Annotated in this window: 24 protein-coding genes; 18 read left to right on the top strand and 6 right to left on the bottom strand. The window is 70.6% G+C overall.

The window, feature by feature from the left end:
• Positions 1–16: 16 nt before the first annotated feature.
• The 4 genes from HD600_RS04820 to HD600_RS04805 form a co-directional block, all read right to left on the bottom strand.
• Positions 17–439 (bottom strand): DUF1801 domain-containing protein, encoded by a 423-nt coding sequence (locus tag HD600_RS04820; RefSeq protein ID WP_184281901.1) that lies wholly within the window; start codon positions 437–439, stop codon positions 17–19.
• A 4-nt stretch (positions 440–443) separates the two neighbouring features.
• Complete coding sequence (locus tag HD600_RS04815) at positions 444–1,922, bottom strand: phytoene desaturase family protein (protein ID WP_184281899.1); 1,479 nt, start codon at positions 1,920–1,922, stop codon at positions 444–446.
• The gene (locus tag HD600_RS04810) at positions 1,922–2,383 is read right to left on the bottom strand and encodes an SRPBCC family protein (RefSeq protein WP_184281897.1); all 462 of its coding nucleotides are present in this window, start codon (positions 2,381–2,383) and stop codon (positions 1,922–1,924) included. Before HD600_RS04810 ends, HD600_RS04815 begins: the two co-directional genes overlap by 1 nt.
• Before the next feature lie 84 nt (positions 2,384–2,467).
• Positions 2,468–3,040: an HhH-GPD-type base excision DNA repair protein gene (locus HD600_RS04805; protein WP_184281895.1), complete on the bottom strand. Its 573-nt coding sequence runs from the start codon at positions 3,038–3,040 to the stop codon at positions 2,468–2,470.
• Between the two features lie 60 nt (positions 3,041–3,100).
• Here HD600_RS04805 and HD600_RS04800 point away from each other — a divergent pair, with 60 nt between their 5' ends.
• The 7 genes from HD600_RS04800 (at position 3,101) to HD600_RS04770 (ending at position 9,200) form a co-directional block, all read left to right on the top strand.
• Complete coding sequence (locus tag HD600_RS04800) at positions 3,101–3,748, top strand: LuxR C-terminal-related transcriptional regulator (RefSeq protein WP_144793346.1); 648 nt, start codon at positions 3,101–3,103, stop codon at positions 3,746–3,748.
• The gene (locus HD600_RS04795) at positions 3,745–5,901 is read left to right on the top strand and encodes an ATP-binding protein (protein WP_184281893.1); all 2,157 of its coding nucleotides are present in this window, start codon (positions 3,745–3,747) and stop codon (positions 5,899–5,901) included. The genes HD600_RS04800 and HD600_RS04795 overlap by 4 nt, the downstream gene beginning before the upstream one ends.
• Before the next feature lie 80 nt (positions 5,902–5,981).
• Positions 5,982–6,581, top strand: a complete 600-nt coding sequence (locus HD600_RS04790; protein ID WP_184281890.1) for an alternate-type signal peptide domain-containing protein — start codon at positions 5,982–5,984, stop codon at positions 6,579–6,581.
• Between the two features lie 8 nt (positions 6,582–6,589).
• A complete protein-coding gene (locus tag HD600_RS04785; protein WP_184281888.1) occupies positions 6,590–7,147 on the top strand; it encodes a hypothetical protein in 558 nt (185 codons plus the stop codon).
• Positions 7,144–7,893 carry a hypothetical protein gene (locus HD600_RS04780; RefSeq protein ID WP_184281886.1) on the top strand — a complete coding sequence of 250 codons (750 nt, stop codon included), beginning with the start codon at positions 7,144–7,146 and terminating at the stop codon, positions 7,891–7,893. The genes HD600_RS04785 and HD600_RS04780 overlap by 4 nt, the downstream gene beginning before the upstream one ends.
• Positions 7,880–8,572, top strand: a complete 693-nt coding sequence (locus tag HD600_RS04775; protein ID WP_184281884.1) for a hypothetical protein — start codon at positions 7,880–7,882, stop codon at positions 8,570–8,572. Before HD600_RS04780 ends, HD600_RS04775 begins: the two co-directional genes overlap by 14 nt.
• Complete coding sequence (locus HD600_RS04770; protein ID WP_184281882.1) at positions 8,565–9,200, top strand: signal peptidase I; 636 nt, start codon at positions 8,565–8,567, stop codon at positions 9,198–9,200. Before HD600_RS04775 ends, HD600_RS04770 begins: the two co-directional genes overlap by 8 nt.
• On the opposite strand, the gene HD600_RS04765 is transcribed toward HD600_RS04770, so the two are convergent.
• Complete coding sequence (locus tag HD600_RS04765; protein ID WP_184281880.1) at positions 9,146–10,453, bottom strand: glutamyl-tRNA reductase; 1,308 nt, start codon at positions 10,451–10,453, stop codon at positions 9,146–9,148. The two genes, HD600_RS04770 and HD600_RS04765, sit on opposite strands and share 55 nt — an antisense overlap.
• Before the next feature lie 76 nt (positions 10,454–10,529).
• Here HD600_RS04765 and hemE point away from each other — a divergent pair, with 76 nt between their 5' ends.
• From hemE to HD600_RS04710, 11 genes are all read left to right on the top strand, one after another.
• The gene (gene hemE, locus HD600_RS04760) at positions 10,530–11,549 is read left to right on the top strand and encodes a uroporphyrinogen decarboxylase (RefSeq protein WP_184281878.1); all 1,020 of its coding nucleotides are present in this window, start codon (positions 10,530–10,532) and stop codon (positions 11,547–11,549) included.
• On the top strand, positions 11,546–13,045 hold the full coding sequence (gene hemG, locus HD600_RS04755; RefSeq protein ID WP_184281876.1) for a protoporphyrinogen oxidase: 1,500 nt from the start codon (positions 11,546–11,548) through the stop codon (positions 13,043–13,045). Before hemE ends, hemG begins: the two co-directional genes overlap by 4 nt.
• Before the next feature lie 96 nt (positions 13,046–13,141).
• Positions 13,142–13,588: a hypothetical protein gene (locus HD600_RS04750; protein ID WP_184281874.1), complete on the top strand. Its 447-nt coding sequence runs from the start codon at positions 13,142–13,144 to the stop codon at positions 13,586–13,588.
• A gap of 2 nt (positions 13,589–13,590) precedes the next feature.
• Complete coding sequence (locus tag HD600_RS04745; RefSeq protein ID WP_184284699.1) at positions 13,591–13,998, top strand: phage holin family protein; 408 nt, start codon at positions 13,591–13,593, stop codon at positions 13,996–13,998.
• Positions 13,985–14,260 (top strand): hypothetical protein, encoded by a 276-nt coding sequence (locus tag HD600_RS04740; protein WP_144793311.1) that lies wholly within the window; start codon positions 13,985–13,987, stop codon positions 14,258–14,260. Before HD600_RS04745 ends, HD600_RS04740 begins: the two co-directional genes overlap by 14 nt.
• Before the next feature lie 38 nt (positions 14,261–14,298).
• A complete protein-coding gene (gene hemQ / locus HD600_RS04735; RefSeq protein ID WP_144793308.1) occupies positions 14,299–14,979 on the top strand; it encodes a hydrogen peroxide-dependent heme synthase in 681 nt (226 codons plus the stop codon).
• Between the two features lie 8 nt (positions 14,980–14,987).
• Positions 14,988–15,980 carry a hydroxymethylbilane synthase gene (gene hemC, locus HD600_RS04730; protein ID WP_144793305.1) on the top strand — a complete coding sequence of 331 codons (993 nt, stop codon included), beginning with the start codon at positions 14,988–14,990 and terminating at the stop codon, positions 15,978–15,980.
• Positions 15,980–16,780: a uroporphyrinogen-III synthase gene (locus HD600_RS04725; RefSeq protein WP_184281870.1), complete on the top strand. Its 801-nt coding sequence runs from the start codon at positions 15,980–15,982 to the stop codon at positions 16,778–16,780. Before hemC ends, HD600_RS04725 begins: the two co-directional genes overlap by 1 nt.
• Positions 16,777–17,754, top strand: a complete 978-nt coding sequence (gene hemB / locus HD600_RS04720; protein WP_184281868.1) for a porphobilinogen synthase — start codon at positions 16,777–16,779, stop codon at positions 17,752–17,754. The genes HD600_RS04725 and hemB overlap by 4 nt, the downstream gene beginning before the upstream one ends.
• Positions 17,754–19,079: a glutamate-1-semialdehyde 2,1-aminomutase gene (hemL, locus tag HD600_RS04715; protein WP_184284697.1), complete on the top strand. Its 1,326-nt coding sequence runs from the start codon at positions 17,754–17,756 to the stop codon at positions 19,077–19,079. The genes hemB and hemL overlap by 1 nt, the downstream gene beginning before the upstream one ends.
• A 170-nt stretch (positions 19,080–19,249) precedes the next feature.
• Positions 19,250–19,699 (top strand): hypothetical protein, encoded by a 450-nt coding sequence (locus HD600_RS04710; RefSeq protein ID WP_184281866.1) that lies wholly within the window; start codon positions 19,250–19,252, stop codon positions 19,697–19,699.
• Positions 19,700–19,729: 30 nt separating this feature from the next.
• Here HD600_RS04710 and HD600_RS04705 read toward each other — a convergent pair whose 3' ends face one another.
• Positions 19,730–21,118: an ABC transporter ATP-binding protein gene (locus tag HD600_RS04705; protein WP_184281864.1), complete on the bottom strand. Its 1,389-nt coding sequence runs from the start codon at positions 21,116–21,118 to the stop codon at positions 19,730–19,732.
• Positions 21,119–21,143: the final 25 nt, after the last annotated feature.

The raw sequence follows: 21,143 nt of genomic DNA, 5'->3' as shown, positions 1-21,143 counted from the left end.
CCGGAGGGGCTGGCCGTCACTCGGTGACGGTCAGCCCCATCCGGCCGTCTCCGCCGGCCTCCACCCACGCGAGCGATCGCTCGAGGATGCCGCGGAGCACAGCGAGATCGACCTTCTCCAGGTCCTTCAGATACAGGCACCCGGCGCCCGTGGTGTGCGGGCCGAGCGCATCAAGGTCGGCGGAGTGCGCGTCGAACCCGTCGAGCAGATAGACGGTCGTCGCCCCCTTCCGTGGAGCGAACCCCAGCAGAGGAGAGTCTCCTTCGTTCCCGGTGGGGTAGCGGTAGTGGCATGAGCCGAAGCCGATGATGGTGCCCCACGCCTCCGCCTCGCGTCCCGTGACCTCCTGCATGAGAGCGGTGAGCGTCTCGGCATCCCGCCGCCGGGCGGCCGGTGCGGCAGCGATGAGGGAGGCGACGCTGGACCCGGTCTTCTTCATGTTCTCATTGTGGGCCGGACGGGCCGTCCGGTGCGAGGTTCGGCAGCGCGCGAGTTCCGAACTCGTGCCGAAGCGCGCTGAGGGCCGCGTGCCAGCCGGGGAGGCCGTGCACGCCAGGGCCGGGAGCGGTCGACGCACCGCACAGGTACACGCCCGCCATCGGCGTGCGCCATGGATCAGGGCGCAGCACAGGGCGTCGCAGCAACTGGGTGAGATCGGGGCTGCCGGACGAGATGTCGCCTCGGACGTAGTTGGGGTTGTGGCGGGCGACGTCGACGGCGGTGCGTGAAGACGTGGCGAGGATCGTGTCGCGGAAACCTGGCGCGAACCGTTCGATCTGGTCGATCACGGCCTCTGAGCGATCCGCGCGGGAATCGGCGGGGACGTGCGTGTAGGCCCACAGCGTGTGCTGCCCGGCCGGTGCGCGCGTGTCGTCGAAGAGGGAGGGCTGCGACACCAGCACGTACGGCGCGTCGGGCAGACCGCCGCGGGCGATCGCGTTCTCGGAGACGGCGATCTCCGCTCGCGTGCCGCCGAGGTGGAGGGTGCCCGCCTCGCGCGCGTCGGGGTTCGTCCACGGCACCGGTTCCGACAGCGCGAAGTCGACCTTGGCGACGGCGCTGCCGTATCGGAACCGCTCCAACGCGCGGCGGTACCGCGACGGCATCCGCTCTGGCGCCATTCCGATGAGCGCTCGCGGCGTGACATCCAGCAGTGTCGCCCGCGACGGCGGAAGCTCGTCCAGGGACGTCACCTCGTGGTCCGTGACGATCTCACCGCCGTGGGCGTGCAGGTCGTCGACCATCGCCTGGATGATCGACCGGCTCCCACCGATCGGGATCGGCCAGCCCTTCGCGTGGGCGTACGTCGTCAGGGCGAGGCCCGCACCGGACCCGGCGAGTCCCGGCATCGGGAGGATCGTGTGCGCGGCGACGCCGGAGAGCAGGGCAGGGGCGACCTCCTCGCGGAAACGGAGGTTCCACAGCGGTCCACCCTGCTCCAGGGCCGCGATGCCGAAAGCGACCGCGGTGGGGATGTCACGCGGTACCCGCAGCAGTGTGTCGCCGGTGAAGTCCGACACCCGGGTGGCGCGGTCGACGAGGGGCCGCATCAGGCGCGCATAGGCCGCGCCGTCCGCGCCGAGAGAATCGGCTGTGCGGTCGAGCGAGCGATACGCGACGCCGGCGGCTCCGCCGTCGAGAGGATGCGCGAAGGAGATGTCCGGGACGGCGAAGCGCACACGTTGCGCCAGCCCGAACTCGCGGAAGAAGCGCGACTCGAACGCGAGCGGATGCACGGCGGAGCAGACATCGTGCAGGAACCCCGGCAGGGTGAGCTCCGCGGTGTCGGCACCGCCCCCGGGGGTCGCGGCGCGCTCGAACACCCGCACCCGCAGTCCTGCTCGTGCCAGCGTGACCGCCGCGGCGAGACCGTTGGGTCCTGCCCCGACGACCGAGGCGTCGACCTCGTACGACCGCGCCATCAGTCAGCCCCCGACGAGACGTCCTTTCGTAGGGTGCCCTCCGCCAGGTACGCCAGGCGCTGGAGGGTCTCGGCGTTGCGCAGGTACAGCATCGGGTCGGCGGCGAAGGGCGGCACGGCTTTCGCCGGTCCGCTGACCGGCTCCTCCTGGATGCGCACGAGGCATCCGGTGCCCGAGGGTTTCACGTCGATCGTGACGCGCGCCTCGCCGATCGGCCATCCACGCGCCTTCATCACCGCCTGGCGAGGCGGATCCCACTTCTCCATGCTCGTCGTGTCGTCGAGGAGCGCCGGCCAGACGCCGACGGAGTGGTGCAGGCGGCTGCCCGGCTGCGGCCATTCGTCATCGACCTGACGCATGCGCGAGGCGCCGACGACCCAACTCGGATACAGCCACCCGCTCGCGAGGACACGGAACACCGCATCCGGAGTGCAGTTCATCTTTCGGACGTTCCTCGACATGCGTCTCCCTCGATCGGCGGCGGGTCCAGCCTGCGGCAGCGGATCAGCTCACGCAGCGCCCTTGACAAACGGGAGGGGCGGGCCTCACGACGCTGCCTTGGCGGCGGCCTTCATAGCCTTCTTGTGTTCGCGCACCTTCGTCAATGACTCCGGCGACACGATGTCGGCGACGCTGCGGAAGGACCCCTCCTCGCCGTAGGCGCCCGCGGCCTCGCGCCACCCGTCGCCGGTGAATCCGTACTGCTTGCCGAGCAGCGCGAGGAAGATCTTCGCCTTCTGCTCGCCGAAACCGGGGAGCTTCTTCAGACGACGAAGCACCTCGGGGCCATCAGGATCGCCCTGCGTCCACAGGGCCGCGGCATCCCCGCCCCACGCGTCGACGAGCTCCTGACAGAGTGTCTGCACACGGGCGGCCATCGACCCGGGGAAGCGATGCACGGCGGGGGTCTGCTTGACCGCCTCGAGGAAGACATCAGGATCCATCGCGGCGATCGCTGCGGCATCGGCGGCGCCGGTGCGCTGCTGGATCTTCAGCGGTCCGGCGAACGCCGTCTCCATCGGAACCTGCTGATCGAGGAGCATCCCCACGAGCAGGGCGAGGGGATTCTCGGTGAGAAGTGCGTCGGCGTCGGGGTCGCCGGTGATGTGCAGAGCCATGCCACCAGTCTCGCACCGGCGTGTGCGTCGGCGGGGGAGCTGTTGCTCTATCTTGAGAGCATGCAGACGAGGTTCAGCGTGGCGATCGTCGACGATCACGCGCTCGTCGGCCTGGCGATCGGCGCGCTCATCGCAGGGTCCGACGGGCTGGACCTCGTCGGTGCAGTGCCGTCCGTGGCAGCACTGCGGCAGGCTGACCTGCGCCCCGACCTCGTCGTTCTCGATCTCATGCTCCGCGACGGCACGACCCCGGGCGAGAACGTGCAGCGATTGCGGGATCGAGGGTCGGAGGTGCTCGTGCTGACCTCCGGTGAGGACAGGTTCCTCGTGCGTGAGGCCCTGCGCACGTCCGCGCTCGGCGTGGTGCGCAAGTCCGCCCCTCCGGACGCGATCCTCACCTCGATCGAGCGCGCGGCCAGAGGCGAGCTCATCATGGATGCCGAGTGGGCGATGACAGCGGACTCCGACCCCGACCTGCAGAGCGCGCCACTCACCGATCGCGAGAGGGATGTCCTCGCCCTCTACGCCTCCGGTATCGGGGCGAAGCAGGTCGCGACGCGCCTCGGCATCAGCGAGAACACGGTCAACGACCACCTCAAGCGGATCAAACGCGAGTACCAGCGCCTGGGACGACCGGCGCCGACGAAGGTCGAGCTGTACCGGCGCGGGGTGGAAGACGGATTCCTCCCGGTGCCGGGACGGGCATGAGCCGCGATCTCCACGACAACCACGAGTTGCTCGCCGCGCGCCTTCTGACCGGCGGGAACGGGGTCCTCGCGGCATCCGCCGCCCTCGGCGTGGTGACGGTCGTCGTCCAGCCCAGGGCCGCCGCCCACCCGGAGGTGTTCCAATACGCCCTGCTGGGGGTCTACGGACTGTTCGTCGTCGCCGCCCTGCTCGCCCCGTGGAGCGGGCGCCGCGTCGTCGCCGTGCTCAACGGCATCGTCGCGGTCGGCTATCTCGCTCTTGTGGCGCTGGCGTGGCCGGCCTTCGCGATCACCGGGACGCCGCCGGCAGGGCAACTCCTGTGGCTGCTGACCGTGATCGCCCTTCCGGTGCTCGCGGCCGTGATCGCCTGGGGGCAGGCGGGCGGATGGATCATGCTCGGCGCGCTCGCGGTGACCGTTCCTCTGCTGCGGCTGGCGATGGATGACACATCGGCCAACGCGATCGCGAACGACGTGCAGGCGTGCGCCACTGCCTTCCTTCTGTGCGCACTGGCCGGAACCACGCTCGCCAGGGCGCAGCGCGCCGACCTGGCCGCGCGCGCGGCGCGGGACGCCGGCGTCCGGGAGGCGGAGGTGGCGGCGCGCCGCGAGGTCGAGTCACGCGCGCAGGCGCTCGTGCATGACGAGGTGATGGCCACACTCGGATTCGCAGCGCGCGCCACCCCGCAGATGCTGCCGGTGCTCGCGAGTCAGGCTCGGCACGCGCGCGAGGCGCTGCGGTCGCTGTCGGCGGAGCCGAGCGCACCGATGAGCGTCGACATGCTCCGCGACACGCTTCGAACACTGGCTCACTCGCACGGGGCGCAGTTCGATGACAGGACCGTGGCGAGCGGCCTGCCGACTCCCGACGTGCCCGCCGAGGTCGCCGGTGCCGTGATCGGGGCAGCCCAGCAGGCCCTCGTGAACACGCAGAGGCATGCGCCGGGCAGCACGAGCGCCGTGGTGCTCCGCAGCGATCGGGATGCCGTGGTGGTCGAGGTGACCGATGACGGTCCCGGGTTCGATGCAGACGCCGTTCCTCCCGGGCGGTTGGGGATCGCTGTGAGCATCGTCGCGCGCATGCAGGCGGTGGGTGGTCGCGCGCTGGTGCACACCGGAACAGGCCGCGGCGTGACCGTCGAGCTGCGGTGGGGAGCGGCCCCGGTGCCGCGCACGCACGGTCGGGCGGATGCCGCTCTTCTGCAGGATCGTGAGATGCGCCTGTCCGGGGCGCTGCTGGCGGGCGGTCCCGTGCTTCTCGCGCTGTTCTCGCTCGTCTGGATGGATCAGCCGGCGCCCGCATTGACCGCCGGTGCAGCGCTCGCTGCGGCGTTCATCCTCGTGGGACACCGCGCCGGCCGCGCCCGCGCCGGCGCGGTGATCGCGACGGCAGTGCTGTGCCTGATCGCCGTCGGCGCGATGCTCTTCACCGGCGGCGTGGTGCCGTCGTCGGCGCCTGGCCCCACGTACGCCGGAATGTGGCCGCTCGTCGGGGCGGCGGTGGTTCTGGGGATGCTGTGCCTGCGCGGGCGGCCCGGCGCTGCGGCGGTGATCCTGGTGCCTGTGATCGTGATCGGCACCCTCTCGGTCGCTCCTGGCCCGTTCGATGAAGTGCGCGCCGCCGTGGTCCGATCGATCCTCATCGTCGTCGCTGCCGCGACACTCGCGGTGTCCATCCGCGTGCTGGATCGGCGCGTCGCGCGAGACAGGGCGCTGGCGCTGCGGGCGAGTTCGGAGCGCGCCTGGCTCGCCGAGGTCACCGCCCGCGCACGCGACAAGGTGCTGCGGTGGGATGAGACGGTCGGTCCGGTGCTCGCGCGGATCGCGGCAGGGCACGAGCTCACCGACGACGAGAAGCGGCATTGCGCGGCATTGGAGGGCGCACTCCGCGACGGCTACCGTGCGGGGCGGCTCGATGCCCCGGCCGTCGCCGCCGCCGCTGCCCGCGCACGCCGGCGCGGCGTGGATGTCGTGCTCATCGATGATGTGCCCGACCGTGCGATCGGCGCCGCCGACCTCGACGGCCTCCACCGGTGGCTCGTCGGAGAACTCGACAGTGCCGACGGCGCGTTCATCGCCCGCATCCTCCCGGCCGGGAGACCGGTGATCGCCACCGCCGCCTCTGCAGTGGGATCCACCGATTTTGGTGGCTGAAACGCCTGTCCGCGCAGTTCCCGCATCCCTAGCGTCGAGATGAGATGACGGCGTGCGTCATCCAGACGAGGAGTGGGGACATGCACAAGACCACGAAAGCTGTGATCGCCGTCGGGGCGGCGACGGTGCTGATGCTCGGTGGCGGTGGATCGCTGGCGTACTGGCAGACGAGCGTGAGCAGCAGCGCGACGACGTTCCAGACGGGCTACATGTCGATGGACACCAGAGAGAGGGAGTGGTTCGTCAACGGTGCACCGGTCGCAGACCTGTCCGGCTACACCATCGTCCCGGGCGATGTGATCGTCTACGAAGAGACGATCCGTGTCGAGGGTGAGGGGACCAACCTGCATCTTGCCGCCGACGTCGCGTTCGGTGAGATGACGGCCGTGCACTATGAGCACGCCAACGAGGACAAGACCGCCGCGATGGCCGGTGCCATCCAGCCGACGTACACGCTCACCGGGGACAACGGGGCCACCGTGTACCCGACGGACGAGCAGGACGTCTTCGGCGTCGACCTGGACACGACCATCGGCGACCTCCACCTGACGATCGTGTTCGCATGGCCGTTCGGCACCCCCGGCAGCGATGGCAACGACACGATGGATGCGAAGGTCACGCTCGACGCGACCGGCATCACGCTGCGACAGGTGCCCGAGCCGCTGTCCGAGGTGAACTGAACCCGCACATGATCCGTCCGTCTCGTCCGGCCCGGCTGACCGGTTCGCGCCCCACCGACAGGCGAATCGGCGCCGATGCCGTCGTCGTCACCGTCGCCCTGCTGATCGCCGCTGTCATCGCCGTGCCGGGGAGCATGGCGGCGTGGGTCGAGACGGAGCAGGCGGGCGCTCTCGTGGTGACCACCGGCACCGCTGATCTGCACATCGCGCAGGTCGGCGGTGGCGTGCCCCGCCTCTCGCCGGGTCAGACGTCCTCCGGACCGGTGTACGTGCTCGAGAACTCCGGAGACGTTCCCCTCGAGGTCACGGCGGGCGTGAGCGTCGGGGACGGCGCGCTGGGGAGCGCGACGACGGTGACACTCAGCTCCGGTGGGAGTGAGGACTGCGGGGGAGCAGCGATCAGCGTCTCGCCCGGCGTGTCCAGCCCGCCGTTCGCGCGGCTCGATCCGGGCGAGACGACGTACATGTGCACCACCTTCTCGCTGGCGACGACCACTCCGGATGCCGCGCAGTACGAGGCGGAACCGGCTTTCACGATCACGATGACGGGAGTGCAGGTCCGATGAGAACGGGAATCGGGCGGTCCTCCCGCCGGACGCGCGTCCTCGCGGCAGCGATCATCGTGGCAGCCATGGCGTGGACCGGCACTGCGGCGAACGCTGCATGGAGCACCTCGACCAGCGCGACGGTCGATGCGTCGGTCGACACGATCACCGGCATGATCCAGGTGTCGCCGCCGGTCGGCCACGCCGTCTTCGCCCCTGCCGCCGGTTCCTCGGTTGTCGTGCCGCTCGTGGTGCAGAACACCAGTGAGACGAGCACGTGGACGGCGATTCGGTTGAGCGTCACGGTCGATCGTCCTCTGCCGTTCGGCGTGAAGATCAGGGTCGGGAGCACCTGCCAGTCCCACGCCGACAACGGCACGGCATTCAGCGCCCTCCCCTTCCAAGGGGACGACACCACGGCCAAGCTCATGTTCGGAGAATCGCGCGACGTGTGCTGGACGCTCACCCACCAGCGCCCGCCGGGCCAGACGGACGATGCGGTCTTCACCGTGAACGTCACTCTCAGCGGGGTGGTCCGGTCGTGGACGACCGGGGGGATCACCGTGCCGATGACGTTCACGATCCCTGCCGACACGGCGCAGAAGTCGGTCGAGAACGGGAACCAGGACGCGCCGGCTGATCTCGAGGAGCGGCCACCGCGGCTGGCGGGTGGGCAGGGCGACGAGCAAACATCACCCCTCGAACTCCGCGAGGAGCCGGCTTCCCCCGGAAGCCCTGAGCCGGAGGTCTCGGATGAGGAGAATTGAACACCGGGCGATCGGACGCGCCGCGCTCGCTGCAGGCGCGCTGATCGCCATGCTGTCGATGGCCCCTCCTGCGGCCGCGGACGAGAGCCTCGCCATCTCGTACAGCCTCGACGGGCTGAACTGGTCGGCGTCGCCACCGGCATCCATCCTTCCCGCGGGGTGGATCGCGGTGCCCGGCGGCTCGCAACAGGGCAGCCTGCATCTGCGCGCCGAGCGGCCGGGCGCCACACTCGTCGCGCTGTTCGCCGCTCCGGCCCGCTCTGACGACCCGGTCCTCGTCGAGGCGCTGCGGGTGACCGGCGAAGGCGGCCGCGCCGTCACCGTCGACGGCACGACCCGTTGCAGCGCATTGGCCCCGCAGACCGTGCTGCACCAGGGCGAGACGATGCAGGTTCCGATCGGAGTCGCACTCGACGCCGGACTCGTCGGCGGGCAGAACCGGCCGGTGTCGCTCAAGGTGCTCGTCGCTCTCAGCGACACCGCAGCGGCGCCGCTGCCCAACGGCTGCCCGGTCGACCCCGCCGTCATACCGCTGCTGCCGGTGCAGGGCGAGGTCACGGCCACCGCGTTGCCGCGCACCGGGGGCGACATCCCTCTGCTGGCGGCCGCGGCCGCGATCGCGGCGGTGATCGGCGGCATCGTCGCCATCCGCACGGGAGGCGCACGCAGACATGGGTGACGAACCGAGACGGGCGCCGCATCCGGACGACGCAGAACCGGCCGGGCGGTCGATGGCGTCGGCGCTGTGGCGCGGAGCGAGCGCCGGCATCCTGGCTGTGCTCGTCCTCGTCGCCGTCCTGGTCGCAGGCGTGCCGCTTGTGACCGGTGCGAGCGCCTTCACCATCAGCGGCCGCTCCATGGAGCCCGTCCTGCCGCTGGGAACACTGATCGTGGTCCAACCGGTCGAACCCGCCGAGATCGTGGTCGGCGACATCATCACCTATCAGCTCGAACCCGGCGAGCCCACCGTCGCCACGCATCGAGTGGTCGGGTTCGGCTTCACGGCAGAGGGGCGCGCGTTCGTCACCCAGGGCGACGCCAACGACGGCATCGACGCGGAGCCGGTGCGGGCCGAACAGATCCGTGGACGCCTCTGGTACAGCATCCCGATGCTCGGCTGGGTCAACGCCGCGGTGAGCGGACCGGCGCGGGCGTTCGTTCTGCCGGTGGTGGTGGCAGGGCTCTTCGGGTACGCCGGGTGGATGCTCGTGAGCGCCGCGCGGGACCGTCGTGCGGGGCGCGCAGCGCGACGTCAGGCGGAGGCGCGCTCCGCCGAGGACGACGGCTCATCGGGGGCGATGCCGTAGAGCGTCTCGAGCGCTGCGACGAACTCGTCACCGCGTCCGTCCGCCGCGAGCTCGTGCGCGCGGACCGTCGGGGTGTGCGTGAGCACGCCGGCGAGGTGGCGCATGGCCTGCTCGACACGGCCGTCCTCGTCACCGCGGGCACGGGCACAATCGATCTCGGCCTCCATGAGGGAGAGGATGTGCGAGCGGAAAGCGACGACGGCCGGCGTGACGCTCTGGCGGTCGCCGACGACGTTGAAGGTGTCGGCGGCGTCGCGGACGACCGAGTGCGCGGCGTCGGTGGCCTGCAACTCCTCGAGCGGGGCGTGCAGGCGGATGGTCTCGAGATCCAACAGGGCGACGCCCTCGAGGTTCCCGACGGCAGGGTCCACGTTGCGCGGCATCCCCAGATCGATGACGAGCTGAGAGTCTGCAGCGCCGCCGACCGGGCAGCCTGCGCCGGATCCATCCGGTGCGGCCTGCAGGTGGGCGGGGCCGAGGATCGGCTCCTCCGCCGCATTCGTGCACGTGATCAGCAGAGTGGAGTCGGATGCGACCTTCGCGTAGTCCTTCTCCGGGACGGCGGTGATGCCGTGCTTCTTGGCGAAGAGCTCGGCGCGGCCGGAAGGGGAGTAGACCGAGATGTCCACGGCGCCGCGCTCGCGCAGGGTCGCCAGCGTGACGGCGGCGTAGGCCCCTGTTCCCACCAGGAGCACCCGCTCGGCGGACCAGTCGGCGATGCGGCTGTCGGCAAGTTCGAGCGAGAGCCGTACGAGAGAGCGGCCCGCGCGGCCGAGGGCGGTGACGTTCTTCACCTTGCGCTGGGCCTGGCTCGCGCGCTGGAACAGCCGCTCGAGCTCGGGAGAGGTCGTACCGTCCTTGCGTGCGGCGGTCAGCGCGCGACGCACCTGACCGGCGATCTCCCCCTCGCCGGGGACGACCGATTCGAGACCCGATGCCACGGCGAACAGGTGCTCGGCGACGCGTCGACCCGAGTGCACGTCGTACGCGCCATCCAGTTCGGCCGCGGGGATGCCGGTGGACTGCTCGATCGCCTCGATCACGGCTTCCACTCCGACGGCGCCCGCAGCGGTGACGGGTTCGTCGACCTCGACGTAGGCCTCGAACCGGTTGCATGTGGAGAGCACAACGGCCCCCTGCACGCACGAAGCAAGGCGCAGAAGATTCGGCGCGACGTCGTCAGGGGTGCGGCTCAATCGTTCGAGCATGTCGAAGGAGGCGGTCTTGTGACTCGCCGTCACACACAGCAGCACGAGACGATTCTACTCCGCTTCGCTGTGTGCCGGCTCTGACAGCCGCTTCCTCAGGTGCGGATGGGAGGATGGGGGCATGCCTTCTCCTCACGCCCCGTTGCTTCGCGCGCTCGCCGGAGACCGACCCGAGCAGACGCCGGTCTGGTTCATGCGACAGGCCGGGCGCTCGCTCCCGGAATACCGCGAGCTGCGCGTCGGCACGCGGATGCTGGACGCCTGCCTCACCCCGGACCTCGCCGCTGAGATCACCCTGCAGCCGGTGCGCCGACACGGCGTCGACGCTGCCGTCTTCTTCAGCGACATCGTCATCCCGCTGCGGCTCGCGGGCGTCGACGTCGAGATCGAGCCGGGACGCGGGCCGGTGTTCGCAGATCCGGTGCGCACCCGTGCGGACGTCGACCGGATCACCGCGATCGACCCGGAGGCGCTCGACACGACGGCCATCGCCGAGGCCGTGCGGATCGTCACGGCCGAGCTGGGCGACACTCCGTTGATCGGCTTCGCCGGGGCGCCCTTCACGCTCGCCGCCTACCTCGTCGAAGGCGGGCCGTCGAAGGAGCATCTGCGCGCACGCGCCATGATGCACACCGACCCCGATGCGTGGAATCGTCTCGCCGGGTGGCTCTCGCGCGTCTCGCGCCGCTTCCTCGAGGCGCAGCGCGACGCCGGCGCGGCGACCGTGCAGCTGTTCGACTCGTGGGCCGGGTCGCTGAACCCCGCCGACTACCGCACGCACGTCGCGCCGCACTCGAAGGCGGCGGTGACCGGGCTCGATGTCCCCGTCATCCACTTCGGGGTCGGCACCGGGCCGTTCCTCGCCGACATGCGGCTCGACGGCGTGGCATCCGCTGTCGGTGTCGACTGGCGGCAGCCCCTCGACGAGGCCGCGGGCATCCTCGGCGACGGCGTCACGGTGCAGGGCAACATCGACCCCGCCATGCTGCAGGCGCCGTGGGAGGTTCTCGAGGCCCATGTGCGCGACGTCATCGCCCGTGGCCGCTCGGCCCGCGCCCACATCCTCAATCTCGGACACGGCGTGCCCCCGGAAACCGACCCCGACCAGCTCACGCGGATCGTCGAGCTCGCGCACTCATGAGTGACGACCGCACCGCTGACCTCGCCGCCAGGGCGGCGCACCGGCACGTCGTCGTCATCGGCGGCGGCATCGGCGGACTCGTCGCCGCCCGGGAATGCGCGAAGGTCGGCATGCAGGTGACCGTGCTGGAGAGCGAAGGCGAGCTGGGCGGTGCGATCCGACGCGCGGACCTCGGCGGGCTCACCGTGGATGCCGGAGCCGAGAGCTACGCGACGCGCGGCGGTCACGTGCGTGCCCTGCTCGACGAACTCGGACTCGGTGACCGCATCGTCACCCCGAACCCCGCAGGTGCCTGGCTCGTCGGGGCACCGGGCGTCGACGCCGCACCGTTGCCGAAGGGCGGCATCCTCGGCATCCCCGTGAACCCGTTCGCCGATGACGTCCGACGCATCATCGGCTGGGGTGGGGCGTGGCGGGCCTACGTCGACCGCCTTCGCCCGCCGCTGACGATCGGCCAGGAGCGCAGTCTCGGCACCCTCGTCGCGCGGCGCATGGGTCCCAAGGTGCGCGACATGCTCGTCGCGCCGGTCACAGCGGGCGTGTACTCCGCAGACCCTGACGACGTCGACACCGAGATCGCGGCACCGGGCCTGAACGCCGCCCTCACCAGGGCCGGTTCGCTCTCCGGCGGCGTCGCTCAGCTCATCGCCGAACGGGCGGACCGCGCAGCCAAGGCCCCAGGGTCGGCCGTCGAGGGCGTCGCCGGCGGGATGAGCGCGCTCGTCGATGCGTTGCAGGCCGATCTGCAGGAACTCGGCGCCGTCGTGCGCACGGGGGTCCCGGTGACGGCTCTGTCCCGCGCCGGCGACGGGTGGACCGTGTCGATCGCCTCCGTCGCCGCTGATAAGGATGAAGAGCCCGTCGAGGAATCGATCACGGCGGATGCCGTCTTCGTCGCCACGCCGGAACCGGGCGCGCGTACCCTGCTCGACGGTCTCGTGCCGGGGCTCGGAGACCCGGGTGAGGCCCCGCAGATCGAGATCGTGAGCCTGCTGCTGGAGGCGCCGGTGCTCGACGCCCAGCCGCGCGGCACCGGCGTGCTCACCGTGCCGGGAAGTCGTACGGCGAAGGCGCTCACGCACGCGACGGCGAAGTGGTCGTGGCTGCGCGAGGCGGCCGGCACCCGTCACGTCGTGCGGGTGTCGTTCGGTGCGCAGGGAGAGCCGGCGGCGACCGCCGGGCTCGACGACGATGCCGCAGCACGCCTCGCTCTCACCGAGGCGGAGGGGATGCTGGGCGTGCCGCTGCCGGAGAGCGCGCTGATCGCGTCGCATCGTGCGAGGTTCACCCAGTCGCAGCCCTCGTCCCTCATCGGCGCGGCCGATCGCCGTCGTGAGGTGCGCAAGGCTCTGCAGAAGGTCGACGGTCTGGCGGTCGTCGGCGCATGGCTCGCCGGCACCGGACTCGCCCAGGTCGTCCCCGACGCGAAGGCCGAGGCCGACCGACTGCGCCGCGCGCTCCTCTGGGGTGATGACGCGCCGCTGTCAACCCCCTGACGGTCCAGATGCCGATTTCGGCATACGGCGATACGCTGGACGCCTGGCCGACGGCTTCCCGCCTGCGGCTCGACCGCTTCAACGAGAGGAGACCCCATGAAGGGGAAGATCGGACTCGTCGTCGGGCTCGGCGTCGGATACGTGCTCGGATCGCGTGCCGGACGCGAGCGCTATGAGCAGATCAGGACGCAGTGGCTGAAGGTCTGGGAGAAGGAGCCGGTGCAGCGCCAGGTCGACAAGGCGAAGGCCTTCGTCGGAGCCAAGGCCTCTGAGGTCCCCGGCGCGCTGTGGAACGGCGTCGTCAAGGTGGCCAAGGCTGCCGGTGACGGCCGCACCGCCGGAGAGCGTCTCGACTCGGCGATCGCCACCGGCAAGAAGGCCGCGGAGAACGTCGAGGATGCCCTCGAAGACGCCGTCGACGCTGCGAAGAAGTCGACCTCGTCCTCCTCGTCCTCGTCGTCGTCCTCGAAGAAGTCGGGTGCGCAGCAGTCCGGCTCGAAGAACTCCTCGTCGAAATCGACGAACGACACGAACGGGAAGTGACGATGGTCCGCGGATATCGTGACCGCGCCGACGACAGTCTGCTGACCCTCCTCGGCGACCTGCCGGAACTGGTCACCGCTCTCATCAAGGCCGAGATCGATGCCGCCAAGGCCTGGGTCTCGCGCACCGCGAAGGATGCCGGGATCGGCAGCGTCTGGTTCGTCATCGCGCTGTTCTTCCTGTTCTGGCTCGTGCCGATGATCCTCGTGTTCGCCGTCGCAGGCCTGTCGTCATGGTGGCCGGTGTGGCTGTCGGCGCTGGCGGTGCTCGGCCTGCTGCTGCTGTGCGTGGCCGTGAGCGTGCTGTTCGGGGTGATGAAGTTCCGCAAGGTGCTTCGGCGCGAGAACCCAGGACAGGCCGTCGCGACCGATATTCGAATCGTGAAGGATGCCGGTGATGACAAACTCTGAGACGAACCTTCCCCGCACGGCGGTGCCCGCAGGGATCACCGACCCCGTCGCATCCGCGCGCGCCGAGCTCAAGGCGGCGCTGGCCGCCATCGAGATCAAGGGCAACGTGCCGCGTCGCGTCGAGAAGGCGTCGAAGCGCGGCATCGCCAAGGCACGGGTGTTCGCCGACCGCAACCCCGCAGCGGCGGTGGCCGCCGTCGTCGGTGTGGCAGCGGTGGCCGGTGGGCTGGTCTGGGCGGTCGCCCGCGCCGTCGCGCGCTGACTGCATTCGCCCCTGCCGCCGGAAAGAGGCAGACTGGGATCATGTCCGAAGCGAGTGAACAGAACCCGTCCGGTTTCACCCTCTGGGCCGTCTGGCGGCGCAATCCCGATGCCCCCGTCACCGAGACGGACTCCGCAGAGCTCGAGTCGATCGTCGATCACGTCGAGGATTCCGGCGTCACCGTCCGCGGGTTCTACGACGTCTCCGGTCTGAAGGCCGACGCCGACCTCATGGTCTGGCTGTACGGGGACACGGCAGAGGCTCTCCAGAAGGCCTTGCGTCGCCTGCGCCGTACCGAACTGCTGCGCACCCTGCTTCCCGTGTGGAACGTCATGGGCGTGCACAGGGACGCCGAGTTCAACCGTCAGCACGTCCCCGGGTTCCTGCGCGGCATCGCGCCGAAGGACTGGCTCTGCCTCTACCCGTTCGTCCGCACGCCGGAGTGGTACCTCGCGCCGGAGGAGGAGCGTCGCGCGATGCTCGCCGACCACGGCCGCAAGGGCGCCGCATTCACCGGGGTCATCGCGAACACCGTCGCCGCATTCGCGCTCGGCGACTATGAGTGGCTGCTTCCCCTCGAGGCAGACGACGTCACGGAGCTCGTCGACCTCATGCGCGACCTGCGTTACACGGACGCGCGTCGTTACGTGAAGGAGGAGGTGCCGTTCTACACGGGCCGACGCCTGCGTCTCGACGAGATCGCGGACGTCCTCCAGTAGTCGCCGCCATGTCCACTGCCATCCGTCTCGGCACTCGTCGAAGCGCCCTCGCCCAGGCCCAGTCCGGCCACGTCGCCACCGCCCTCGAGAAGATCGCCGGTCGTCCGGTCGAGCTCGTCCCGATCGTCTCGGAGGGTGACACCAACCGTGCCTCCCTGTCCGAGATCGGGGGTCTCGGGGTGTTCGCCACGCGTCTGCGCGAAGCGCTGCTCGCCGGTGAGTGCGACATCCTCGTCCATTCACTCAAGGACCTCCCGACGGCCGTCCCTCAGGGGCTTGTCATCGCCGCGACCCCGCCGCGCGTCGACGCCCGCGATGTGGCGATCACGCGCGACGGCACCCCGTTGCATGCGCTTCCGGCCGGCGCGAAGGTCGGTACCGGTTCCCCGCGCCGCATCGCGCAGGTGCGGCTGCGCTCGCCGCGCGCCGAGGTCGTCGACATCCGAGGGAACGTCGACTCGCGCCTCGCACGGGTGGAATCCGGTGAACTGGATGCCGTCATCCTCGCTGCGGCCGGTCTCTCGCGCCTGGACTCGCGCACGCGACTGCATCGCGAGGAGCTGGGCATGGCCGAATGGCCGACCGCCCCAGGGCAGGGGGCGCTCGCCGTCGAGACGACGTCGGACGCGGCGCCGGAGCTGCGCGCGGCACTCGCGGAACTCGACGACGAGGACACCCGACTGGCCATCACGGTGGAGCGGGCGATCCTCGAGGGGCTCGACGCAGGATGCCAGGCCCCCATGGCCGCCCACGCCGTCGTCGACGGTGACGAAGTGCGGGTGCGGAGCATCGTCTACGACCCGAACGGGACGGGGCGGATCGGACTCGACGTCACGGAAGTCCTGAACCGGGGGTATATTCGGAGTCACGGCAGTGGCAATGGCGCAGATGCTGCCGATGGTGCGGACCCGAATCGCGCAGCACGCGAGATCGGTCTTTCTGTCGCCCGTCGGCTGCTCGACCAAGGGGCGGCCGACCTCGTACCCCGAGAGCAGCCTTGATGACCAGCACACCCGAAACGAAGCATGAGAAGCCGTTGACCGGCTGGCGCGTCCTCGTCCCGCGAGGAGGCCCATGGGGAGACGGCGTCGCCGCATCCCTGCGCTCGCAGGGCGCTGTCCCCGTCGTCGCGCCGCTGATCAACTTCGGACCGACCAATGACCAGGCGGCGCTCGACGACGCGCTCGAGAAGCTCGCCGCCGGCGAGTTCGACTGGCTCACGGTGACCAGTGCGACGACCGTCGACGTGCTGTACGCGCACCGTGCCGTCGTGCCGAAGTCGACGAAGATCGCCGCGGTCGGCGAGACCACCGCTGCGGCTCTCCAGGCCGTCGGGTACGAGGTCGCGCTCGTCCCCGAGACGGACAACTCCGCTGCGGGAATGGCGGAGCAGCTCATCGCTCTCGAGCCGCAACCGCGCCGCATCCTCACGCTGCGCAGTGAGATCGCCAAGCCCGTCCTCACGCGCTCCCTCATCGCCGCAGGGCACGAGGTCTCGAGCGTGGTCGCGTACCGCACGGTGGGGGTGCCGGTCACCGATCGCATCCGTCGCGACGTCGACAGCGGACGCATCAACGCCATCCTCATCACCAGCGGTTCGGTGGCCCGTCAGGTCCGCGAGCAGTTCCCCGACATCCCCGATGACACGCTGCTGGCCGCGATCGGTCCTCGTACCGCCAAGGACGCCCGCAAGGCCGGGCTGCCCATCACGGTGGTCGCCGACAAGCAGACGGTGGACGCGCTCATCGACGCCGTCTCCCATTTCACCCTCCCGCACGCGGCCGACGAGTTCGCACCATGAGCTTCCCCGAGATCCGACCGCGCCGTCTGCGGAGGACACCGGTGATCCGGGCGCTCGCCCGGGAGACGTCGATCGAACCCCGTCATCTCGTGCTGCCGATGTTCGTGCGCGAAGGCCTCGCCGAGCCGTCCCCGATCTCGTCCATGCCCGGCGTCGTCCAGCACACCATGGATTCGCTGCGGCGTGCGGTGGCAGACGCGGCAGATGCCGGTGTCGGCGGGGTCATGCTCTTCGGCGTCCCTGCGGTCCGTGACGCCCGCGGGTCCGGCGCGGACGACCCCGAGGGCATCCTGAACGTCGCCACGCGCGGGCTCGTCGACGAGGTCGGCGATGCGATCGTCGTGCAGACCGATCTGTGCCTCGACGAGTTCACCGATCACGGCCACTGCGGAGTGCTGGCATCCGACGGATCCGTCGACAACGACGCGACCCTCGAGCGCTACGTCGCGATGGCCCTCGCGCAAGCACGCGCCGGCTCCCACCTGCTGGGACTGTCGGGCATGATGGACGGCCAGGTCGCCGCGATCCGCAGGGCGCTGGACGCCGAAGGGTTCACCGACACCCTGCTGCTCGGCTACGCGGCCAAGTACGCCAGTGCGTTCTACGGCCCGTTCCGCGAGGCGGTCGACTCGCAGCTGCAGGGCGATCGCCGTACGTACCAGCTCGATCCGGGCAACCGTCGCGAGGGGCTGCGCGAGGCGCTGATCGATGAGGCGGAGGGTGCGGACATCGTGATGGTGAAGCCCGCGATGGGCTTCCTCGATGTGCTCCGCGAGGTGCGCGACGCCGTCCAGGTGCCGGTCTGGGCGTACCAGATCTCCGGCGAGTACGCGATGATCGAGGCCGCAGCGGCCAACGGGTGGATCGACCGTCGGGCCGCCGTGCTCGAGTCGCTGCTGTCGATCCGTCGGGCCGGTGCCGACGCCGTCCTGACGTACTGGGCCACAGAGGCCGCCCGCTGGCTGGGGGAATGATGACCGACCGCAACGACGACCTGTTCTCGGCCGCGAGGGCGGTGACCCCCGGTGGGGTCAACTCGCCCGTGCGTGCATACGGTTCGGTCGGAGGGACTCCGCGTTTCCTCGCCTCCGCACGCGGTGCCTATGTGACCGATGCCGGAGGGCAGGAGTACGTCGACCTCGTCGCCTCATGGGGCCCCGCCCTCCTCGGACACGCCCACCCCGCGGTCGTCTCCGCCGTGCAGGAGGCTGCGACCCGCGGCCTGTCGTTCGGCGCCCCCACCGAGGGAGAGGTGGACCTCGCCCGGCTCATCACCGAGCGCGTCCGCCTCGGTGACCTCGCGCCCGTCGAGCGTGTGCGACTGGTCTCCACCGGTACAGAGGCCACCATGACCGCCATCCGCCTCGCGCGCGGAGCGACGGGGCGCGATCTGCTGATCAAGTTCGCCGGTCACTACCACGGTCACTCCGACGGCCTGCTCGCCGAGGCCGGATCCGGCGTCGCCACGCTGGCGCTGCCCGGTTCGGCAGGAGTGCCGGCCCCCATCGCCGCGCAGACGCTGGTGCTGCCCTACAACGACCGCGAGGCGCTCGAGGCCGTCTTCGCCGAACGCGGGGACCAGATCGCCGCCGTCATCGTCGAGGCGGCCTCGGCGAACATGGGTGTCGTCGCTCCCGACCCCGGGTTCAACCGCTTCATCGCCGACACTGCGCACGCGCACGGCGCACTGATGATCCTCGACGAGGTGCTCACGGGTTTCCGTGTCCACCACGCCGGTTTCTGGGCGCTGCAGGCCGCGACCGGCGAGGAGTACCTCCCCGACATCATCACGTTCGGGAAGGTCGTCGGCGGAGGCATGCCGCTGGCCGCGCTCGGCGGCCGTGCCGAGGTCATGGATCTGCTCGCTCCGACCGGGCCGGTCTACCAGGCGGGAACGCTGTCGGGCAATCCGCTGTCGGTGGCGGCGGGGCTCGCCACGCTTCGTCTGGCGACGCCGGCCGTCTACGCCAGGGTCGACGCTGCCGCCGCCCGCATCGCGAACGCTCTCGACGCGGCGCTCACCGATGCCGGAGTCGTGCACGCCATCCCGCGGGCAGGCAACCTGTTCGGGCTCGTGTTCGCGCCGCAGGCGCCCCGCACCTACGCCGAGGCGCAGGCGCAGGAGTCGTTCCGCTACGCGCCCTTCTTCCACGCCATGCGGGAGCAGCACGTCGCGCTGCCGCCGAGCGTGTTCGAGGCGTGGTTCCTCACCGCCGCCCACGACGACGAGGCCCTCGGGCGCATCGAGGCCGCTCTTCCCGCCGCCGCACGTGCCGCGGCATCCGCTCGCCGGGCTTAACTCCGGAGGTTTTCGCAGAACCGGCGCCGACTCGTCCGGAAACACGCGCATGTCGTCCGGTTCTCCGGAGTTGTGACCGGGCCGACCAGTCGGAAACCCACAAGGCGATCGTTGTCGTCCTGTGAGCAAGTCGCAGTCAGTTTGCCGCTGGACGCTGGCAGACTGGGGGCATGGTGACGCTGCTCCTGGACCAGACGCGACTCGAGGTCGTCCTGTCCCCGGTCGAGCGTGCTGCCACCTTCCAGCGCGAGAACCTGCGGATCGCCCGCGAGACGATCACGAAGGTGCAGCTCACGGATGACGCCTGGACGTGGCTCCGCGGGGTACCCGGCCCCGGCACGCACATCCCCGGAATCCTCGCCGCCGGCACGTGGAAGGGCGCGGCGACCACCGACTTCGTCCTCATCCGTCGACGCCGCCCGAGTGTGGTCATCGACCTCGAGGGTGACGAGCAGTACCAGCGGTTGATCTTCACCACCCGGCACGGTCTCGCGCTCACCCAGGCGCTGCGACTGGACGTGTCCGAAGAGGCCGTCGACGTCGTGGAGATCGCGGGAACCGCACCGATCCCCGTCGTGAAGGGGCGTCAGCGACCGGTCATCCGGCCGCGTCCGGTCTGATCGACAGCCGCTCGCGCGACGCGCGGGGGCTCAGCGCTGCTCGTGCTCCGTCGTGCCGTCCTCGGCGGTGTCCGCGTCGGATGAGGGCACGACATCGATGACACGCGTCGCGTCTTCGTCGGATGCCGCTTCCTCCGCCTCGGCGGCCTCGACGGCCGCAGCGGCGGTGTTCGGCTCGGAGGCGGGCGTCGCGAAGATGCTCGCGACGGCGGCGAGGTCCGCAAGTCCCGGCAGAGGCCGCTCGACCTCGGGCTCGGAGCGCGAAGCCTGTGCGTCGGCGGGGGCAGTGGTCGGCGCGGGGTCTGCATCGGCGGCATCCGTCTGCGCCGTCACATCCGCCTCAGCGGCGGGCTCCGCCGCCACGGGCGGAACCTGGTCGAGCGAAGAGGCCGACGCGACCGCCGGAGCGGGCTCGGCGAGGGAGTCGAGACTCAGCAGCTCGTCCTCATCGTGCTCGACCTCGAGGCCCGGTGCGTCGAACAGTGTCGGCTGCTGAGGCTCCGGCGCCGCGGGGGCGGGCTTCACGTACCGGTCGTGGACGAGGTCGAGGAACACGTCCTCGAGCGTCGGGCCGCGCTGCTGGAGCGTCGTGAGGGCGACACCGGCGCGCGCCGTGACCTCGCCGATGGTCGCGGCATCGCTGCCGCGGACGGTGAGGCCGGAACGCAGGATCTCGAACTCGTATCCGGCATCCTTCAGCGCCTGCGTCAGACCGGAGCGGTCAGCGGCATCCACCACGACAGGGCCGGTGCGGGGGTCGGCGAGGTCCTCCATGGTGCCGGCGAACTTCAACTCGCCCCGTGCGATCACCAGGATCTCGTCGGCGATCTGCTCGACCTCCGACAGCACGTGCGAGGAGACCAGCACGGTGCGTCCCTCGTCGGCGAGGCCGCGGATGAGGGTGCGCATCCAGCGGATGCCCTCGGGGTCGAGGCCGTTGGCCGGCTCGTCGAGGACGAGGACGCCGGGGTCGCCGAGCAGCGCGGTCGCGGCGCTGAGGCGCTGGCGCATACCCAGCGAGAGAGCGGCGATGCGGGTCTCGGCATCGTTCTCGAGGCCGACGAAGGAGAGCAGCTCTCCCACGCGGGACAGGGGGATGCCGTTGGCCTTGGCGGCCGTGACGAGGTGGCGCTCGACGGAGCGGCGGGGACGGAAACCGGGGTCCTCCATCATCGCGCCGATCACCCGGGCGGGGCTGCGCAGGTCCGCGTAGCGGCTGCCGCCGATGGTCGCGGTGCCGCTACTGGGGCGCTCGAGTCCGAGAAGCATGCGCAGCGTCGTCGTCTTACCAGCGCCGTTGGGGCCGAGGAAGCCGGTGACGACGCCCGGGTTGACGCGTGCGGAGAAGTCCGACACGGCCGCGACGGCGCCGAAGCGCTTTGTCGCGTGGTCGAACTCGATCAGCTGTCCGTCTGCCATCGGGTGCCTTTCCTGCATGGGCGTC

This window comes from Microbacterium ginsengiterrae (assembly GCF_014205075.1).
Lineage (GTDB): Bacteria > Actinomycetota > Actinomycetes > Actinomycetales > Microbacteriaceae > Microbacterium > Microbacterium ginsengiterrae.
Note: the sequence above shows the minus strand (reverse complement) of the source record. Positions and strands in the feature narration are given on the sequence as shown.

What these genes read in the sequence shown, in the direction of transcription:
- HD600_RS04785 (WP_184281888.1), top strand. Translation starts at nt 6,590, where the DNA reads ATGATCCGTCCGTCTCGTCCGGCCCGGCTGACCGGTTCGCGCCCCACC.
- hemE (WP_184281878.1), top strand. Translation starts at nt 10,530, where the DNA reads ATGCCTTCTCCTCACGCCCCGTTGCTTCGCGCGCTCGCCGGAGACCGA.
- HD600_RS04725 (WP_184281870.1), top strand. Translation starts at nt 15,980, where the DNA reads ATGACCAGCACACCCGAAACGAAGCATGAGAAGCCGTTGACCGGCTGG.
- HD600_RS04820 (WP_184281901.1), bottom strand. Translation starts at nt 439, where the DNA reads ATGAAGAAGACCGGGTCCAGCGTCGCCTCCCTCATCGCTGCCGCACCG.
- HD600_RS04810 (WP_184281897.1), bottom strand. Translation starts at nt 2,383, where the DNA reads ATGTCGAGGAACGTCCGAAAGATGAACTGCACTCCGGATGCGGTGTTC.
- hemL (WP_184284697.1), top strand. Translation starts at nt 17,754, where the DNA reads ATGACCGACCGCAACGACGACCTGTTCTCGGCCGCGAGGGCGGTGACC.
- HD600_RS04815 (WP_184281899.1), bottom strand. Translation starts at nt 1,922, where the DNA reads ATGGCGCGGTCGTACGAGGTCGACGCCTCGGTCGTCGGGGCAGGACCC.
- HD600_RS04750 (WP_184281874.1), top strand. Translation starts at nt 13,142, where the DNA reads ATGAAGGGGAAGATCGGACTCGTCGTCGGGCTCGGCGTCGGATACGTG.
- HD600_RS04800 (WP_144793346.1), top strand. Translation starts at nt 3,101, where the DNA reads ATGCAGACGAGGTTCAGCGTGGCGATCGTCGACGATCACGCGCTCGTC.
- HD600_RS04740 (WP_144793311.1), top strand. Translation starts at nt 13,985, where the DNA reads ATGACAAACTCTGAGACGAACCTTCCCCGCACGGCGGTGCCCGCAGGG.
- HD600_RS04745 (WP_184284699.1), top strand. Translation starts at nt 13,591, where the DNA reads ATGGTCCGCGGATATCGTGACCGCGCCGACGACAGTCTGCTGACCCTC.
- hemG (WP_184281876.1), top strand. Translation starts at nt 11,546, where the DNA reads ATGAGTGACGACCGCACCGCTGACCTCGCCGCCAGGGCGGCGCACCGG.
- HD600_RS04775 (WP_184281884.1), top strand. Translation starts at nt 7,880, where the DNA reads ATGAGGAGAATTGAACACCGGGCGATCGGACGCGCCGCGCTCGCTGCA.
- HD600_RS04710 (WP_184281866.1), top strand. Translation starts at nt 19,250, where the DNA reads ATGGTGACGCTGCTCCTGGACCAGACGCGACTCGAGGTCGTCCTGTCC.
- hemC (WP_144793305.1), top strand. Translation starts at nt 14,988, where the DNA reads ATGTCCACTGCCATCCGTCTCGGCACTCGTCGAAGCGCCCTCGCCCAG.
- HD600_RS04705 (WP_184281864.1), bottom strand. Translation starts at nt 21,118, where the DNA reads ATGGCAGACGGACAGCTGATCGAGTTCGACCACGCGACAAAGCGCTTC.
- HD600_RS04770 (WP_184281882.1), top strand. Translation starts at nt 8,565, where the DNA reads ATGGGTGACGAACCGAGACGGGCGCCGCATCCGGACGACGCAGAACCG.
- HD600_RS04780 (WP_184281886.1), top strand. Translation starts at nt 7,144, where the DNA reads ATGAGAACGGGAATCGGGCGGTCCTCCCGCCGGACGCGCGTCCTCGCG.
- hemB (WP_184281868.1), top strand. Translation starts at nt 16,777, where the DNA reads ATGAGCTTCCCCGAGATCCGACCGCGCCGTCTGCGGAGGACACCGGTG.
- HD600_RS04790 (WP_184281890.1), top strand. Translation starts at nt 5,982, where the DNA reads ATGCACAAGACCACGAAAGCTGTGATCGCCGTCGGGGCGGCGACGGTG.
- HD600_RS04795 (WP_184281893.1), top strand. Translation starts at nt 3,745, where the DNA reads ATGAGCCGCGATCTCCACGACAACCACGAGTTGCTCGCCGCGCGCCTT.
- HD600_RS04805 (WP_184281895.1), bottom strand. Translation starts at nt 3,040, where the DNA reads ATGGCTCTGCACATCACCGGCGACCCCGACGCCGACGCACTTCTCACC.